At 56.7% G+C, this 15,287-nt stretch carries 13 protein-coding genes; 8 read left to right on the forward strand and 5 right to left on the reverse strand.

Annotation, left to right across the window (positions count from 1 at the left end; translation table 11 throughout):
• A complete protein-coding gene (gene viaA / locus OK412_RS17895; protein WP_010672185.1) occupies positions 1-1,461 on the reverse strand; it encodes an ATPase RavA stimulator ViaA in 1,461 nt (486 codons plus the stop codon).
• On the reverse strand, positions 1,458-2,954 hold the full coding sequence (gene ravA, locus OK412_RS17900; protein ID WP_010258850.1) for an ATPase RavA: 1,497 nt from the start codon (positions 2,952-2,954) through the stop codon (positions 1,458-1,460). Before ravA ends, viaA begins: the two co-directional genes overlap by 4 nt.
• 291 nt (positions 2,955-3,245) lie before the next feature.
• Here ravA and kup point away from each other — a divergent pair, with 291 nt between their 5' ends.
• Positions 3,246-5,114, forward strand: a complete 1,869-nt coding sequence (kup, locus tag OK412_RS17905) for a low affinity potassium transporter Kup (RefSeq protein ID WP_010258849.1) — start codon at positions 3,246-3,248, stop codon at positions 5,112-5,114.
• A 15-nt stretch (positions 5,115-5,129) separates the two neighbouring features.
• Here the strand turns inward: kup and qseC are convergent, their stop codons facing one another.
• Together qseC and qseB are read right to left on the reverse strand one after the other, a co-directional pair.
• The gene (gene qseC, locus OK412_RS17910; RefSeq protein ID WP_264353404.1) at positions 5,130-6,485 is read right to left on the reverse strand and encodes a quorum sensing histidine kinase QseC; all 1,356 of its coding nucleotides are present in this window, start codon (positions 6,483-6,485) and stop codon (positions 5,130-5,132) included.
• A complete protein-coding gene (gene qseB, locus OK412_RS17915; protein WP_010258847.1) occupies positions 6,473-7,144 on the reverse strand; it encodes a quorum sensing response regulator transcription factor QseB in 672 nt (223 codons plus the stop codon). Before qseB ends, qseC begins: the two co-directional genes overlap by 13 nt.
• A gap of 162 nt (positions 7,145-7,306) precedes the next feature.
• Between qseB and OK412_RS17920 the strand changes: the two genes are divergently transcribed.
• The 7 genes from OK412_RS17920 (at position 7,307) to rbsR (ending at position 13,690) form a co-directional block, all read left to right on the forward strand.
• Positions 7,307-7,714, forward strand: a complete 408-nt coding sequence (locus tag OK412_RS17920) for a YgiW/YdeI family stress tolerance OB fold protein (protein WP_010258845.1) — start codon at positions 7,307-7,309, stop codon at positions 7,712-7,714.
• A 182-nt stretch (positions 7,715-7,896) separates the two neighbouring features.
• Complete coding sequence (gene rbsD / locus OK412_RS17925; protein WP_003849483.1) at positions 7,897-8,316, forward strand: D-ribose pyranase; 420 nt, start codon at positions 7,897-7,899, stop codon at positions 8,314-8,316.
• 7 nt (positions 8,317-8,323) lie between these two features.
• Positions 8,324-9,832, forward strand: a complete 1,509-nt coding sequence (gene rbsA, locus OK412_RS17930; RefSeq protein ID WP_264353405.1) for a ribose ABC transporter ATP-binding protein RbsA — start codon at positions 8,324-8,326, stop codon at positions 9,830-9,832.
• Positions 9,829-10,800: a ribose ABC transporter permease gene (gene rbsC, locus OK412_RS17935; RefSeq protein WP_010258841.1), complete on the forward strand. Its 972-nt coding sequence runs from the start codon at positions 9,829-9,831 to the stop codon at positions 10,798-10,800. The genes rbsA and rbsC overlap by 4 nt, the downstream gene beginning before the upstream one ends.
• A 25-nt stretch (positions 10,801-10,825) precedes the next feature.
• Positions 10,826-11,701 carry a ribose ABC transporter substrate-binding protein RbsB gene (gene rbsB / locus OK412_RS17940; protein WP_010672181.1) on the forward strand — a complete coding sequence of 292 codons (876 nt, stop codon included), beginning with the start codon at positions 10,826-10,828 and terminating at the stop codon, positions 11,699-11,701.
• Between the two features lie 62 nt (positions 11,702-11,763).
• Positions 11,764-12,693 (forward strand): ribokinase, encoded by a 930-nt coding sequence (rbsK, locus tag OK412_RS17945; protein WP_060681381.1) that lies wholly within the window; start codon positions 11,764-11,766, stop codon positions 12,691-12,693.
• A 13-nt stretch (positions 12,694-12,706) separates the two neighbouring features.
• On the forward strand, positions 12,707-13,690 hold the full coding sequence (rbsR, locus tag OK412_RS17950) for a ribose operon transcriptional repressor RbsR (protein WP_033759297.1): 984 nt from the start codon (positions 12,707-12,709) through the stop codon (positions 13,688-13,690).
• On the opposite strand, the gene mdtD is transcribed toward rbsR, so the two are convergent.
• A complete protein-coding gene (gene mdtD / locus OK412_RS17955; protein WP_010258829.1) occupies positions 13,687-15,087 on the reverse strand; it encodes a multidrug transporter subunit MdtD in 1,401 nt (466 codons plus the stop codon). The two genes, rbsR and mdtD, sit on opposite strands and share 4 nt — an antisense overlap.
• Positions 15,088-15,287: the final 200 nt, after the last annotated feature.

Raw genomic sequence — 15,287 nt, forward strand, 5'->3', positions numbered from 1 at the left:
TTAACGCCGCCAGTGACGCAGCAGACGGCTTTTCATGCCGGTATCGAAACGCCAGATATGGTCGAAGATGCGCAGAATGCCTGGTTTCCCGTGGGCCGACATAGCCACGGCGTGAAAACGTTGCTGATTATTTCGCTGACGCGTTTTAATAGTCCCGATCACCTCTTCCGGCAGACGCTGGGCAATAAAATCGGAGACGATCACCGCATCGGCTTCCTGCCACAGGACGCCTTCCATTCGGGTCACAACGGAAGAGAGGCAGGCTGCCAGATCGGTGCCGCCGCGAAAGCGCTGACTGAGAAAGCGAATCGCCTGTTCCAGCCCATCATCACCGGTCAGTTCGTAGCCGATCACCTCGTGCGCAAACAGCATGATGTAGCAGCGACGGCGATCGGCCAGCGCGACTTTCAGCAGCGCCAGACAAAACGCTTTGGCGCAGCGCTCATTGAAGCCACCCATCGAACCCGAGGTATCGACGCAGACGATGAAAGGCCCGCGTGGCTGCTCTTCATGCTGCTGGTGGCTGGCCGGACGCATCGTGACCTTTTCATGCCAGGCATCGCCCTGCAGCTTGTAGGTCAGCAGCCGTTTCTCTACCAGCCGCCGGTAAAACTCCAGCTCCAGTTCACTGATACTCAGCGCAGCTAACTCCGGCGGCAGCAGACGCAGCACGTCATCGCTCTGGTGAATGCCGCTGACCTCCTCCGGCACGGCCGCAGGTTCCTGCACCATATGGTGAAAGGCCTCCATAGGGGCATCCTGCGACGGCACCGATTTTGCCTCGCGGCTGCGACCCAGCTGCTGGGCCAGTTTCAGCAGCTCCGGCTGCTGCGCCAGAAAGTCGCCATATTGCAGCATCAGCTGATAGTCGCCAGGCTGCAGTGACGCTTTGCTCATGTCCCACAGCCGGCCAGCGGCGGCTTCGTCATCGTCGCCGAGAATCGGTGCCAGCTGACCGCTCAGCGCCATACGCTGCTGCAGTTCCGCCAGCAGGCGTTCGCGCTGCTGCTCCAGCAACGTCTGATTCAGCGTCAGGGTCTGTAAGGTCAGGCTCAGCCGCCAGCGCTGTAGAAAAAGCTGGTGCTGCGCGCTGCTGAGATGGCTGATATCGGTGTGCTGCAGCAGCCGGTTGGCTTCATCCAGAAAAGGGGAAGGCAGGCTTTCAAGCGCCTGAAGCGTGGCATTCAGCTGGTGGCTGAATTCACGATCGCTGAGGAGTTGTACCCGCTGGAACAGCTGAAACTCTTCGGCCAGCGTGGCCGGAACCGGCGTGGCTTTGAGCTCAGCGTTGATCTCCGCTCGCCAGCGTGGCACATCGCGTAACAGTGCTTTTTTCAGCCCGGGAAACTTTTCAAAAAACAGCGCCAGCTGTGGAGACGCCAGCAGGGCAATAATCAGCTCTTCAATCAGTTCGGTTTCACCCACGGAGAGCAGTGTGCTGAGCGTCTCCAGTGGGATCATTTACGCGCCTGTTTCAACTGTTCCGCCACATCCTGCAGGCTGGTTTCAACCCGCGCCAGCCAGTCATCACTGATAAACAGGCAGCGCTGATGCTGGCTGAACAGATGACGCTGCGACCGCAGTTCACTCTCCAGTGCATCCAGCGCTTCGGTGATCTCACCGGGCAGCGGCTCGCTGTTGCTGACGCCAGGCAGTGTCAGACGCGACGATTGCAGGCTGACATCACGGATAGCCAGGCAGTGCTGCGCATCCACCTGTAAATCCAGACTCTGCGCAAAGCCAATTCCATTGAGCTTGCCGCGAACCTCGCCCCCTTTCTGCAGCCACTGATTCAGTGCATCACGCGCGATAACCAGATGTGTCACCTGCATGTCATGCAGCATCAGCGGCTTTTGCAGCATCAGCGTCAGTTGCTCATCAGTGAAGCTTTCCGGCAGATCGTAATGGGGTTTGCGACTGAACATCCCACTGTGTTTTTCCAGGGTGATCGCCTGTGCGATGCTCTGTTGCTGCTGCAGAGCCATGCGACGCGCTTTTATCTGATGCAGTTTCAGCAGCATCGGCTGCTGCTGCCAGGCGTGCTGTGTCATCAGCTGATCGATTTCGCGCTCCAGCAGCTGCATGGACGCGACGTCGTGCCAGAGGCAATCTTTCAGCAGGATCAGGTCTATCGGCGCAATGGCGCTGCGGCCACTGTAAAAGGCACTGGCCTGCAGCAGATGAATAGCTTTTTTCCAGCGACGATCGGAAATATAGGGCGCGGCGGGCTGGCTTTCCAGTTGCTGGCGCAGCTGATAAATCAGCTCGAACACCGCATCCGGGAGGCTGACCTGACTGATGCCGAGCTGCCACTGCGCATACTCCTCATCACTGATGCGCAGGGATTCCGCGACCGGATTGGTGTGCTCATCCTGCTGATGGGTCAGCATGCTGCGAAAGTTCTGCTTCTCATGCACATTATCCAGCCACAGGCGGATTAGCATCCGGTCATAGAGCGCTTCAAGGCCGCTGTCCGCTTCCGGCATTTCATTGGAGGCGGTGACCAGCAGACGCATCGGAATGGCCTCTTCGCTGTCGCCATTGCGGAAGCGGCGTTCGTTGATAGCGGTCAGCAGGGTATTCAGAATCGCCGGGCCGGCTTTCCAGATCTCATCCAGAAAAACAATCTCCGCGTCGGGCAGATAACCTTTAGTGAGGCGCTGATAGCGCCCTTCATCCTTCAGTGCCTGAATAGATAGCGGGCCAAACACCTCTTCCGGTGTGGAGAAACGGGTCATCAGATATTCAAAGGCGCGGGCGTGCTGAAAGGCATATTTCAGGCGGCGGGCAATCAGGCTCTTGGCGATGCCGGGCGGTCCCAGCAGGAACACGCTTTCACCGCTCAGCGCTGCCAGCAGGCAAAGGCGGATGGCATGATGTCGCTCATACAATCCTTTTTCTAACGCATTGCTAAGGCGAGAAATTCTTTCTGCCAAAAGATGGGGTTGAGCCATAATCACTTCAATGTCCTTACGATCGTCGGGCCGCCGCGCTTCAGCAAGCGCCTTACTCTATAGATCATCATGCGTGAAAGCGTTGATAGCTGTCAGCTTTTTTGTTTCATAAGGTTTGCCTGCTTTGAAAGCGGCGCTGATTAACGCTTTAATGCCTGAAACCACCCCGTTACCCTGGCAGACAGGCGAAGCGGGTATAGGAATTTTCGGCAAACCGTGCATACTGTGCGCTTTTTGATGGCCTGAGCGAGGGGTTGTTGCGCCTCTTAGACTCCAACAAAAGATAACTCTATGAGCTCGGATAATAAGCAGTCACTTCGCGGATTAACGCTGGCCGCTATTGGTGTTGTTTACGGGGATATCGGCACCAGTCCGCTGTATACCTTGCGTGAATGTCTCTCCGGACAGTTCGGCTTCGGCGTTGAGCGGGAAGCGGTGTTTGGCTTTTTGTCGCTGATTTTCTGGCTGCTGGTGCTGGTAGTATCACTGAAGTACATCAGTTATGTGATGCGCGCCGACAATGCCGGTGAAGGCGGTATTCTGACACTGATGTCGCTGGCGGGCCGCCATACGGGTGCACGCGCCACGGCAGTGCTGGTGATCATGGGCCTGATTGGCGGCAGCTTCTTCTATGGGGAAGTGGTGATCACGCCGGCCATTTCGGTGATGTCAGCCATTGAAGGCCTGGAGATTGCCGCGCCGTCGCTGGATCCCTTTATTGTGCCGATGTCGATTGCGGTGCTGACGCTGCTGTTTGCGATTCAGAAACATGGCACCGGCATGGTGGGCAAACTTTTCGCGCCGGTGATGCTGGTGTGGTTCCTGGTGCTGGCGATCCTGGGGGTCAGCGGCATCATGAAAAACCCGGAAGTGCTGCATGCGCTGAATCCTGCCTACGCGGTCGAGTTCTTCCTGCACTATAAATCTGTCTCATTCTTCGCGCTTGGCGCGGTGGTACTGGCGATTACCGGGGTTGAAGCGCTGTATGCCGATATGGGTCACTTCGGTAAAGTGCCGATCCGACTGGCCTGGTTCTCGGTGGTGCTGCCGTCGCTGGTCCTGAACTACTTTGGTCAGGGCGCGCTGTTACTCAGCGATCCCAAAGCGATTAAAAATCCCTTCTTCCTGCTGGCGCCGGACTGGGCGCTGATCCCGATGCTGATTCTGGCGACGCTGGCCACGGTGATTGCCTCACAGGCGGTGATCTCCGGCGTCTTCTCGCTGACGCGCCAGGCGGTGCGACTGGGCTATCTGCCGGGGATGCGTATCATCCACACCTCTGAGCGCGAATCGGGCCAGATCTATATTCCGGTGATTAACTGGGTACTCTACTTCGCCGTGCTGATTGTGATTATCAGCTTTGAGCATTCAAGTAATCTGGCTGCGGCCTACGGTATCGCCGTCACCGGCACCATGGTGCTGACCGCGATGCTCTCCTGTACCGTGGCGGTTAAAAACTGGCACTGGAATAAGCTGGCGGTTGCCGTCATCCTGGTACTGATGCTCTGTATCGATGTGCCGCTGTTTACCGCCAACCTGGTGAAAATCTTCTCCGGTGGCTGGCTGCCGCTCTGTCTCGGCCTGGTGATGTTTATCATTATGACGACGTGGAAAAGCGAACGTTTCCGCCTGCTGCGCCGCATGCACGAGCATGGCAACTCCCTGGAGGCGATGATCGCGTCACTGGAGAAATCGCCGCCGGTTCGCGTGCCGGGCACCGCGGTCTATATGTCGCGTGCGCTGAATGTGATTCCGTTTGCCATGCTGCATAACCTCAAACACAACAAAGTGTTGCATGAGCGGGTGGTGCTGCTGACGTTGCGGACGGAAGATGCGCCTTACGTGCATAACGTGCGTCGCGTGACGATTGAGCAGCTGTCACCCACCTTCTGGCGGGTGGTGGCCAGCTACGGCTGGCGCGAAACGCCAAACGTCGAGGAGATTTTCCACCGCTGCGGGCTGGAAGGGCTCAACTGCCGCATGATGGAGACATCGTTCTTCATGTCGCATGAGTCGCTGATTATCGGCAAACGGCCGTGGTATCTGCGCCTGCGTGGCAAACTCTTCCTGGCGCTGCAGCGCAATGCGCTCCGTGCGCCAGACCAGTTTGAGATCCCGCCAAACCGGGTGATTGAGCTGGGCACCCAGGTCGAGATTTAATCTGCAGTGCCCGCCTTACGGGGCGGGCGCTGACCAGCGCAGCATAACGCATAATCCGCCGCCCGAGCGCTGGCTGAAGCTGACCTGCATCCCGTGCAACTGGGCGATATTGCGGACTATCGATAATCCCAGCCCGCTTCCGCTTTTCTCCTGACCTGGCGGTCGCCAGAAACGTTCACCAAGCCGTTGCAGATCGGCTGCACTCAGACCTTCGCCGTTATCCTCTACCGACAGGCTGTTCGCCTGAAGCCGCACATCAACTTCGCTGCCCGCTGGCGTATAGCGAATGGCATTATCCAGCAGATTACGCACCAGCAGTGACAGTAACAGCGGATGCCCCTGAATCTGCGGATCGGCGTCAGCATGCAGCCGCAGCGTGACACCCGTTTTATCCGCCAGCGGCAGCTGTGCAGCCAGCGTCTCCTGGACCGTGCGTTTCAGCGCCACCGTTTCGAAGGCGCTGCGTGCATCTTCAGCTTCAACCCGTGAGAGCGTCAGCAGCTGATCCACCAGCCGGGTTGCGCGGATAATGCCGGCATCCAGTTGCTGTAGCGCATGGCTTCGCATCACTTCATCATCCGCAGTCAGCTGGATCACCTCGCTTTGCACCTGCAGCGCCGCCAGCGGACTGCGCAGCTCATGTGCGGCATCAGAGGTAAAGCGCCGTTCACGCTGCATCATTGCGCTGATGCGGCTGAACAGACCATTGAGCGCGACCATCAGCGGTTGCACCTCTTTCGGCACGCGGTCTGCCTGCAGCGGCGTATCATCATCGGGTGCGCGCTGCGCAAGCTGCTGTGCCAGCGTCTTCAGGGGGCGCAGTTCAGACCAGACCAGACCGATCAGCAGCAGCAACATAAAGGGCAGCGCGATCAGCCAGGGCAGCATGCTGGCTTTCATCAGATCCCGCGTCATGTCGTCACGGTATTCGGACTCCTGACCCACCACCACCCGGAACTGCTGGTCGGGCGTAGTCAGCCAGACAAACCGCCAGCGATCGTCATCATTGGTGAGCTGGCCCTCATGAAATCCCTGATACTCCGCCTCAAACGGCAGGTAGCGGCCATTGTCACCATCATTCATCACCTGCCGGCCGTCACGCGTGAAGACGGCAAAGGCCAGGGCGTCGTCATCCTGATCGCCGCGATGGTGGCGCAGTATCTCTTTGGTTTTAGGCAGAGTGGCGTTGTCCAGCGAGGAGAAATCCAGCGTCAGCAGACGCTTTGCCAGCAGCATCTGCTGGGTATCGAAGAGTTCATCAAGGGTTTCACGTGTCTGATGCCAGGCACTCAGGCTGGCGCTGGCCCAGCAGATCCCGAGCAGCAGCACAAAACCGATACCCAGCCGCAGAAACAGGCTCATTGATCGCATTCAGCCGCTCCCAGGGTATAACCGACGCCGTGCAGCGTGCGGATAAACTGGCTGCCCAGTTTTTTACGCAGATGATGAATGTGAACCTCTACCGCATTGCTGGAGACATCGGCGTCCCAGTTGTAGAGCTTCTCTTCCAGCTGGCTGCGTGTCAGCACCCGGCCCGGGTTTCGCATAAACAGTTCCAGCAGCGCCAGTTCACGGCTTTTCAGCGCAATCGCCTCACCTTCGCGCATTACACTGTGGCTGCCGGGTATCAGCACCACATTACCGTGCCGGAGTTCGGGCTGCAGCTGGCCATGACGGCGGCGGATCAGCGCCTGTAAGCGAGCAGCCACTTCGGTTAAGGCAAAGGGTTTACACAGATAGTCGTCGGCTCCCAGTTGCAGGCCTTCGACCCGCTGATCGAGCGCATCGCGTGCGGTCAGTATCAGTACCGGTACATCTTTGCCCTGCTGTCGCCACTGCCGCAGAATATCGAGCCCATCCCGCTCGGGCAGTGAGAGATCCAGGATCACCGCATCCCAGGGCGCGGCCTCCAGCGCGTTAAAGCCCGCCTCACCAGAGGTAAACCAGTCAACGCTGAAGCCCAGTTTACTCAGCCCCGCCTTGATACCGTCGCCAATTAAACGATCATCTTCAATCAGTAAAATACGCATCACGTCTCCCTGTTCCGATAGCGCTTTATACGAAGCAACTTCCTGCTTGTACAGCTGATTTCGGCGAAAATAGCTTATTTTTGCCTCTTAAGAAGCTGTTAAGAACTTTATGGTCAACTAAGCTCAACAAGACGAACCACATCATGGAAAAGAGGTGAAAAAATGAAAAAGCACGCTGCAATTCTGGCCGTCGTAATGCTGGCTTCCGCCCCGGTTTTCGCTGCACAGCAGGGTGGATTTGTTGATCCCAGCGCGCCAGCCGCACAGACGCAGGCAGCAGCCGGTCAGGGTGGTTTCAGTGCCGATCACACCAGTGTGGTGACCGTAAAGCAGGCTGAAGAGATGAAAGATGACAGCTGGGTCACCGTGCGCGGTAAGCTGGAGAAACAGATCGGCAACGAAGATTATCTGTTCCGCGACCAGACCGGCACCATGAAAGTCGAAATCGACCACAAGCACTGGAACGGCCAGACTATCTCACCTAAAGACAACGTCGAGCTGACGGGTGAACTGGATAAAGATTTCAACAGCATTGAGATGGACGTTAAGCAGGTTAAGAAACTGCCTTAATCCTCTCCTCCGGGGCCGCGTTCGCGGCCCTTTTTTCAGCCCGTCCCCCGACTTAATACAAATTTCTCCCCGCGTGAGCGAAACGTTTCGATAGCGATCACAGATTTCTTCTTTGCCGGTTGAGTTGATGGCGGCTTTTCATACACTCCTGACAGCGAAACGTTTCGCTGTGGAGTGAAAAGATGAAAAAAGGTCGCTTGTTAAACGCTGAACTCTCTCATGTGATTGCCCGCCTGGGACACACGGATACGCTGACGATTGCCGATGCAGGCTTGCCGATTCCGGCCGGACCGCAGCGCATCGATTTAGCGCTCACGCCGGGTACGCCCGATTTTATGCAGGTGGTTAATGCTGTCGCACTGGAGATGCAGGTAGAGAGCGCCCTGATCGCGGAAGAGATTAAGCAGCATAATCCGCAACTTCATAGCGCGCTTGTCGCCGTGCTCGAAGCCTTGCAACAGCACCAGGGGAATATCATCACCATCAGCTACACCAGTCATGAACAATTCAAACAACAAACGCAGCGTAGTCAGGCGGTCATTCGCAGCGGAGAGTGCTCTCCGTTTGCGAATGTCATCCTCAGCGCCGGTGTGACCTTCTGAGGCCGCTATGCAACTTTTACTGCAACTCGACGGCATTGAAAAATCCTTTCCGGGTGTGAAAGCCCTCAAGGGGGCGTCGCTGAATGTCCGGACAGGACGCGTGATGGCGCTGGTGGGCGAGAACGGCGCAGGCAAGTCCACCATGATGAAAGTGCTGACCGGCATCTATCAATATGATGCTGGTACGCTGCGCTGGCTGGGCAAAGAGACCCGTTTCAGCGGGCCGAAAGCGTCTCAGGAAGCGGGTATTGGCATCATTCATCAGGAACTGAACCTGATCCCTCAATTAACCGTGGCGGAGAATATTTTTCTCGGCCGCGAATATGTCAGCCGTTTTGGCCGTATCCAGTGGCCGCGTATGTATGCCGAAGCTGATGCGCTGCTTAAACGGCTTAATCTGCGCTTCAGCAGCCACAAGCTGGTGGGGGAATTGTCGATTGGCGATCAGCAGATGGTCGAAATCGCCAAAGTCCTGAGCTTTGAGTCGCAGGTGATCATCATGGATGAGCCGACCGATGCGCTGACTGATACCGAAACGCTGTCGCTGTTCCGGGTGATCAACGAACTGAAAGCGCAGGGCTGCGGCATCGTCTATATCTCGCATCGCATGAAAGAGATCTTTGAGATCTGCGATGACGTCACGGTGTTCCGCGACGGTCAGTTTATTGCTGAACGCCCGGTCAGCGAGCTGACTGAAGAGAGCCTGATCGAGATGATGGTCGGCCGTAAGCTGGAAGATCAATATCCCCATATTAATCAGGCACCAGGCGACGTGCGGCTGAAAGTGGAGAACGTCAGCGGACCGGGCGTGGATAACGTCAGTTTCAGCCTGCGTAAAGGTGAAATCCTTGGGGTTTCCGGCTTAATGGGCGCGGGCCGTACCGAACTGATGAAGGTGCTTTACGGCGCCCTGCCGCGTCGCGAAGGCACACTGTGGCTCAATGGTCGGGAAGTGGTGACGCGCTCACCGCAGGATGGGCTGGCTAACGGCATCGTCTATATCTCCGAAGATCGTAAGCGCGATGGCCTGGTGCTGGGCATGTCAGTAAAAGAGAACATGTCGCTGACAGCGTTAGGCTATTTCAGTCACGGCAGTGGCACGCTGAAACATGCGGCAGAGCAGCTGGCCGTGGGCGACTTTATCCGGCTGTTTAACGTTAAAACGCCTTCAATGGAGCAGCCCATTGGTCTGCTTTCGGGCGGCAACCAGCAGAAAGTGGCGATTGCCCGCGGGCTGATGACCCGGCCTAACGTACTGATTCTGGATGAACCGACACGCGGTGTGGATGTCGGCGCGAAGAAAGAGATCTATCAACTGATTAACCAGTTTAAAGCCGAAGGGCTGAGCATCATTCTGGTCTCCTCGGAAATGCCGGAAGTGCTGGGCATGAGCGATCGGATTCTGGTGATGCATGAAGGCCGTATCAGCGGCGAATTTACCCGAGAAGAAGCCACTCAGGAGAGCCTGATGGCAGCCGCCGTAGGCAAGCAACACAGCGAGGATTTAGTGGTATGACGACCCAAACTTTACCTGCCAGCCGTCGCTGGTTTAGCAAAAGCTGGCTACTGGAACAGAAGTCGCTGATTGCGCTGATGGTGCTGATCGCCGTGGTGGCCAGCCAGAGCCCGAACTTCTTTACCGTGGCGAACCTGTTCAACATTCTGCAGCAGACCTCGGTTAACGCCATTATGGCGGTCGGGATGACGCTGGTGATCCTGACTTCTGGTATCGACCTCTCTGTGGGATCGCTGCTGGCCCTGACTGGCGCGGTGGGTGCGTCGCTGGTGGGTATGGAGGTCAATGCCCTGGTCGCGGTGGCGGCGTCGCTGGCGCTGGGAGCGGCAATCGGTGCCCTGACCGGCACCATTGTGGCGCGCGGCAAAGTGCAGGCGTTTATCGCCACGCTGGTCATGATGCTGCTGCTGCGTGGTGTCACCATGGTCTACACCGATGGCAGTCCGGTAAACACGGGTTTTAATGCCAATGCCGATCTGCTGGGCTGGTTTGGTATTGGTCGTCCGCTGGGTATCCCTGCGCCGGTCTGGCTGATGGCGCTGGTCTTTATTGCTGCCTGGTACATGCTGCAGCACACCCGCCTGGGCCGCTATATCTATGCGCTTGGCGGTAATGAAGCGGCAACGCGTCTCTCCGGTATCAATGTGAATCGCGTCAAAATCATCGTCTATTCACTGAGTGGCATGCTGGCAGCGCTGGCAGGCACCATTGAAGTGGCGCGCCTTTCTTCGGCACAGCCGACAGCGGGCACCGGCTATGAGCTGGATGCGATTGCAGCGGTCGTGCTGGGCGGAACCAGCCTGGCAGGCGGTAAGGGCCGTATTTTCGGCACCCTGATTGGCGCGCTGATCCTCGGCTTCCTGAACAACGGCCTGAACCTGATGGGCGTCTCTTCGTACTACCAGATGATCGTTAAGGCGGTAGTAATCCTGCTGGCGGTGCTGGTAGATAATAAAAGCAGTAAATAACTCTGACCTTACACAGGATGACATGATGAAAAAGTTAACCGCACTGGCCGTGATCCTTGGCGCAACGCTCAGTACCAGCGCTATGGCTAAAGATACTATCGCGCTGGTGGTTTCAACCCTGAATAACCCGTTCTTTGTTTCGCTGAAAGAGGGCGCGCAGAAAGAAGCGGACAAGCTGGGCTACAACCTGGTGGTGCTGGATTCACAGAACAACCCGGCGAAAGAGCTGGCTAACGTGCAGGATCTGACGGTTCGCGGCACCAAATTGCTGCTGATCAACCCAACCGACTCTGATGCTGTGGGCAATGCGGTGAAGATGGCTAACCAGGCGAACATTCCGGTTATCACGCTGGATCGCGTTGCGGCACAGGGCACCGTTGTCAGCCACGTCGCCTCCGATAACCGTTTCGGTGGTAAAATGGCCGGCGACTTCATCGCCAAAAAAGTCGGCGAAAACGCCAAAATTATTGAACTGCAGGGCATTGCCGGGACTTCTGCCGCCCGTGAGCGTGGTGAAGGCTTCAAACAGGCCGCTGATGCGCATAAATTCCAGATCCTCGCCAGCCAGCCAGCCGATTTTGACCGTACCAAAGGTCTGAACGTCATGCAGAACCTGCTTCAGGCACACCCGGACGTTCAGGCCGTATTCGCTCAGAACGACGAAATGGCGCTGGGTGCACTGCGTGCGCTGCAGACCGCCGGTAAAACTGGTGTGATCGTCGTTGGTTTTGACGGTACTGCTGATGGCGTTAAAGCGGTAGAAGGTGGCAAACTGTCCGCGACCGTGGCACAGATGCCAGACAAAATTGGCATGATCGGCGTAGATACCGCTGATAAAGTGCTGAAGGGTGAAAAAGTGAAGGCGATCAACCCGGTCGACCTGAAGCTGGTCACTCAATAACTCAAAGAAAAGCAGGGCACTGCGCCACCCTCCTGGTGGCGCACTTATTCCGGACTCCCCTAATGAGCAAAAACGCAAAACTGGCCGTTCTTGGCAGCATTAACGCTGACCACATCCTTAATCTGGCGCACTTTCCTCGTCCCGGTGAAACGGTGATCGGGCAGAATTATCAGATTGCGTTTGGCGGTAAGGGTGCGAATCAGGCTGTCGCCGCCGGTCGTGCTGGTGCCGATATCGCATTTATCGCCTGTGTGGGCGCTGACGACATTGGTGAACGTGTTCGTCAGCAACTGGCCCAGGACAATATTGATACCACGCCGGTCGAAGTGGTCGAGGGTGAGTCAACCGGCGTGGCGATGATTTTCGTCAATGGTGACGGTGAGAACAACATCGGCATCTACTCCGGTGCAAACGCGGCGTTAACACCCGCCTGCGTGACGCGCCATCAGCAGATTATCGCCGACGCCGATGCACTATTAATGCAGCTGGAATCACCGCTGGAAAGTGTGCTGGCCGCCGCGACGCTTGCCCGACAGCATCAGACGCAGGTTATTCTCAATCCTGCACCCGCCACCCAGCTCTCAGATGAACTGCTGGCGTTGATCGACATTATTACCCCGAATGAAACCGAAGCCGAGAGTCTGACCGGCATTGCGGTCAGCAACGATGAAGATGCCGCCCGCGCTGCGGCAGTACTGCATGCGAAAGGTATCGGCACGGTTCTGATTACTCTGGGTCGCCGCGGTGTCTGGCTGAGCGAGCAGGGAGAAGGTCAGCGTATTGCTGGCTTCAGTGTTAAAGCTATCGACACCATCGCGGCGGGCGACACCTTTAATGGCGCCTTTATCACCGCGCGACTGGAGCAGAAAACGATGTATGACGCGGTGCGGTTTGCCCATGCCGCCGCTGCTATCGCCGTTACCCGCTCGGGTGCGCAGCCCTCCGTGCCGTGGCGCGCGGAGATCGATGAATTTTTGCAGCAGCAGGGCTAAGCATTTGAGCACCATGAAAGATGTCGCTCGCCTGGCGGGCGTCTCTACCTCCACTGTCTCGCACGTTATCAATAACAATCGCTTTGTTAGTGAAGGCGTGCGCGAAAAAGTTGAGCAGGCCATCCGCCATCTGAATTACGCCCCCTCTGCGCTGGCGCGCAGTCTGAAAATCAATCAGACGCACACGATCGGTATGCTTCTGACCACCAGTAGTAACCCATTTTATGCCGAAGTGGTGCGGGGTGTGGAGGAGAGCTGCTATCAGCGTGGCTACAGCCTGATTCTCTGTAACACGGCAGGTGATGAAGAGCGGATGAACCGCAGCCTGGAAACGCTGATGCAGAAGCGCGTCGACGGTTTATTGATCATGTGTACGGAAAGTCACCTGCCCTCGGCCGACATTCTGAACCGTTATCCCTCTATACCTGCCGTCATGATGGACTGGGCGCCGTTTGAAGGCCGTGGTGACATTATTCAGGATAACGCGCTGCTGGGCGGGGAGCTGGCGACTCAGCATCTTATCGACAGTGGTTATACCCGCATCGCCTGTATCGCCGGTCCACAGGATAAAACCCCGGCTCGTATGCGCCTGGAAGGTTATCGCAACGCCATGACAAAGAGTGGCCTGGCGATTCTGCCCGGCTATGTGGTGAATGGTGACTTTGAATTCCAGGGAGGCTACAACGGGATGGTCGAACTGCTGGCGCTGGAAACGCCGCCGGAAGCGGTTTTCACCAGCAACGATGCCATGGCGGTGGGCGTTTATCACGCACTTTACCAGGCCGGCATGCAGGTTCCGCAGCAGATGGCGGTAATGGGATATGACGATATCGAACTGGCGCGCTATCTCACTCCGCCACTGAGTACCATTCATCAACCGAAAGATGCGCTGGGTGAACTGGCGATAGACACCCTGCTCCATCGTCTCAGCAATCCCGACGCCAGTCAGCAAACGCTGGTGCTGACGCCGGAACTGGTGGTGCGTGGATCGGTTTAGCGCTTTTTCTTTTTGTCGCGATTACTGATCAGATTACGGCCATCGCCGTTTTTCAGCAGCATAAAGGTCAGCGCCGACAGTACTGTTACCACGCCCATGGTCATAAACGTGGCGTGGAACTGTGAAATGGTGCTGGTTTCAAACTCCTGGTAGAAGCGCAGCACCGCGGCGCTGACGGCCACACCAAAACTGATCGCTAGCTGCTGAGTCACGGCCAGCACGCTGTTACCGCCGCTGGCGTTATCATCATTCAGATCGGCCAGGGTGATGGTATTCATGGCGGTAAACTGCGTAGACATGGCCATGCCGAGAATAAACAGCGGAAGTAAGAGCACAATGATGCTTTCAGCGGGCGACTGCAGAGAGAAGCTGGCGATCAGAATGCCAATAATGGCGGTAATGCCAACCAGCAGGCGGCGGTAACCCAGCCAGCGCAGCAGTTGCGTCACCGTCGACTTCGCCAGTATTGAACCAATGGCGATGGGTGCCATCATGCAGCCCGCGATAATCGCTGAATAGCCAAAGCCGACCTGCAACATGAGCGGCATCAAAAAGGGCACACAACCGGTGCCAAGACGTGACGCGATGTTGCCACCGATGCCCACTGAGAACGTCCGGGTTTTAAACATCGGCAGATTGATCAGTGGCGAAGGGTGATTTCGGGCATGCACTATATAAAGAAGCAAAAGCACAATCCCGCTGAGTAATATCCCGCCCGCCAGCCAGGCGGAAACAATCCGCTCGCCAAACAGCTCAATCCCAATCGAGATCATCACCAGTCCGGCCCCAAACAGTAAGAAGCCGAAAAAGTCGAAGCGGCGCTTCGGCGTGGTGAAGTCCGGCATATATTTGCGTGCGTAGATAATGCCGAGAATGCCAATCGGGATATTAATCAGGAAAATCCAGTGCCAGGTCGCGTAGGTCACCAGCACGCCGCCCAGCATTGGCCCCAGTATCGGGCCAACTAATCCCGGCATGGTGACAAAGTTGAGCACCGGCAACAGCTCACTGCGCGGATAGGCGCGTAACAGCGCCAGTCGCGCGACCGGCATCATCATTGCGCCACCGACGCCCTGTATGATGCGCGAGATGACCAGTACCTGGAGTGTGGGAGAAAGTGCACAAGCCAGCGAGCCCAGGGTGAACAGCGAAACGGCAACGATAAATACCTTGCGCGTGCCGTAGCGATCGGCGAGCCAGCCGCTGACCGGAATCAACATAGCGACAGTCAGGGTGTAACTGATGACGGCGGATTGCATGGCCAGAGGAGAACGGTCGAGGCTGGTGGCGATAGCGGGCAGGGCAGTATTCAGTATGGTGGCGTCGAGTGACTGCATGAAAAAGGCCATGGCAGCTATCCATGGCAAACCAGCCATGCTGCGCGCGGATTTTATCATTGAGTATCCTTCCTGGGGTTATCCTGCGAGAAGAAGCAAAATAATAGCACCCGCATTAAGCAACGGCAGGTCTCTTTACAACGTTTAATGGCGATTTTTGTGCGTTATTCCGTCATGAAACGTCTCTTTTTAAGCCGTTCGTTTAAAAAAGATGCGCTCAGCAAATTAATTCAAAGAAACGCTTGTCAGCCCGCGGAAAC

Origin of the sequence: Pantoea sp. JV6 (assembly GCF_025910055.1) — a bacterium.
Taxonomy (GTDB): Bacteria; Pseudomonadota; Gammaproteobacteria; order Enterobacterales; family Enterobacteriaceae; genus Pantoea; species Pantoea agglomerans.

What these genes read in the sequence shown, in the direction of transcription:
- viaA (WP_010672185.1), bottom strand. Translation starts at nt 1,461, where the DNA reads ATGATCCCACTGGAGACGCTCAGCACACTGCTCTCCGTGGGTGAAACC.
- ravA (WP_010258850.1), bottom strand. Translation starts at nt 2,954, where the DNA reads ATGGCTCAACCCCATCTTTTGGCAGAAAGAATTTCTCGCCTTAGCAAT.
- kup (WP_010258849.1), top strand. Translation starts at nt 3,246, where the DNA reads ATGAGCTCGGATAATAAGCAGTCACTTCGCGGATTAACGCTGGCCGCT.
- qseC (WP_264353404.1), bottom strand. Translation starts at nt 6,485, where the DNA reads ATGCGATCAATGAGCCTGTTTCTGCGGCTGGGTATCGGTTTTGTGCTG.
- qseB (WP_010258847.1), bottom strand. Translation starts at nt 7,144, where the DNA reads ATGCGTATTTTACTGATTGAAGATGATCGTTTAATTGGCGACGGTATC.
- OK412_RS17920 (WP_010258845.1), top strand. Translation starts at nt 7,307, where the DNA reads ATGAAAAAGCACGCTGCAATTCTGGCCGTCGTAATGCTGGCTTCCGCC.
- rbsD (WP_003849483.1), top strand. Translation starts at nt 7,897, where the DNA reads ATGAAAAAAGGTCGCTTGTTAAACGCTGAACTCTCTCATGTGATTGCC.
- rbsA (WP_264353405.1), top strand. Translation starts at nt 8,324, where the DNA reads ATGCAACTTTTACTGCAACTCGACGGCATTGAAAAATCCTTTCCGGGT.
- rbsC (WP_010258841.1), top strand. Translation starts at nt 9,829, where the DNA reads ATGACGACCCAAACTTTACCTGCCAGCCGTCGCTGGTTTAGCAAAAGC.
- rbsB (WP_010672181.1), top strand. Translation starts at nt 10,826, where the DNA reads ATGAAAAAGTTAACCGCACTGGCCGTGATCCTTGGCGCAACGCTCAGT.
- rbsK (WP_060681381.1), top strand. Translation starts at nt 11,764, where the DNA reads ATGAGCAAAAACGCAAAACTGGCCGTTCTTGGCAGCATTAACGCTGAC.
- rbsR (WP_033759297.1), top strand. Translation starts at nt 12,707, where the DNA reads ATGAAAGATGTCGCTCGCCTGGCGGGCGTCTCTACCTCCACTGTCTCG.
- mdtD (WP_010258829.1), bottom strand. Translation starts at nt 15,087, where the DNA reads ATGATAAAATCCGCGCGCAGCATGGCTGGTTTGCCATGGATAGCTGCC.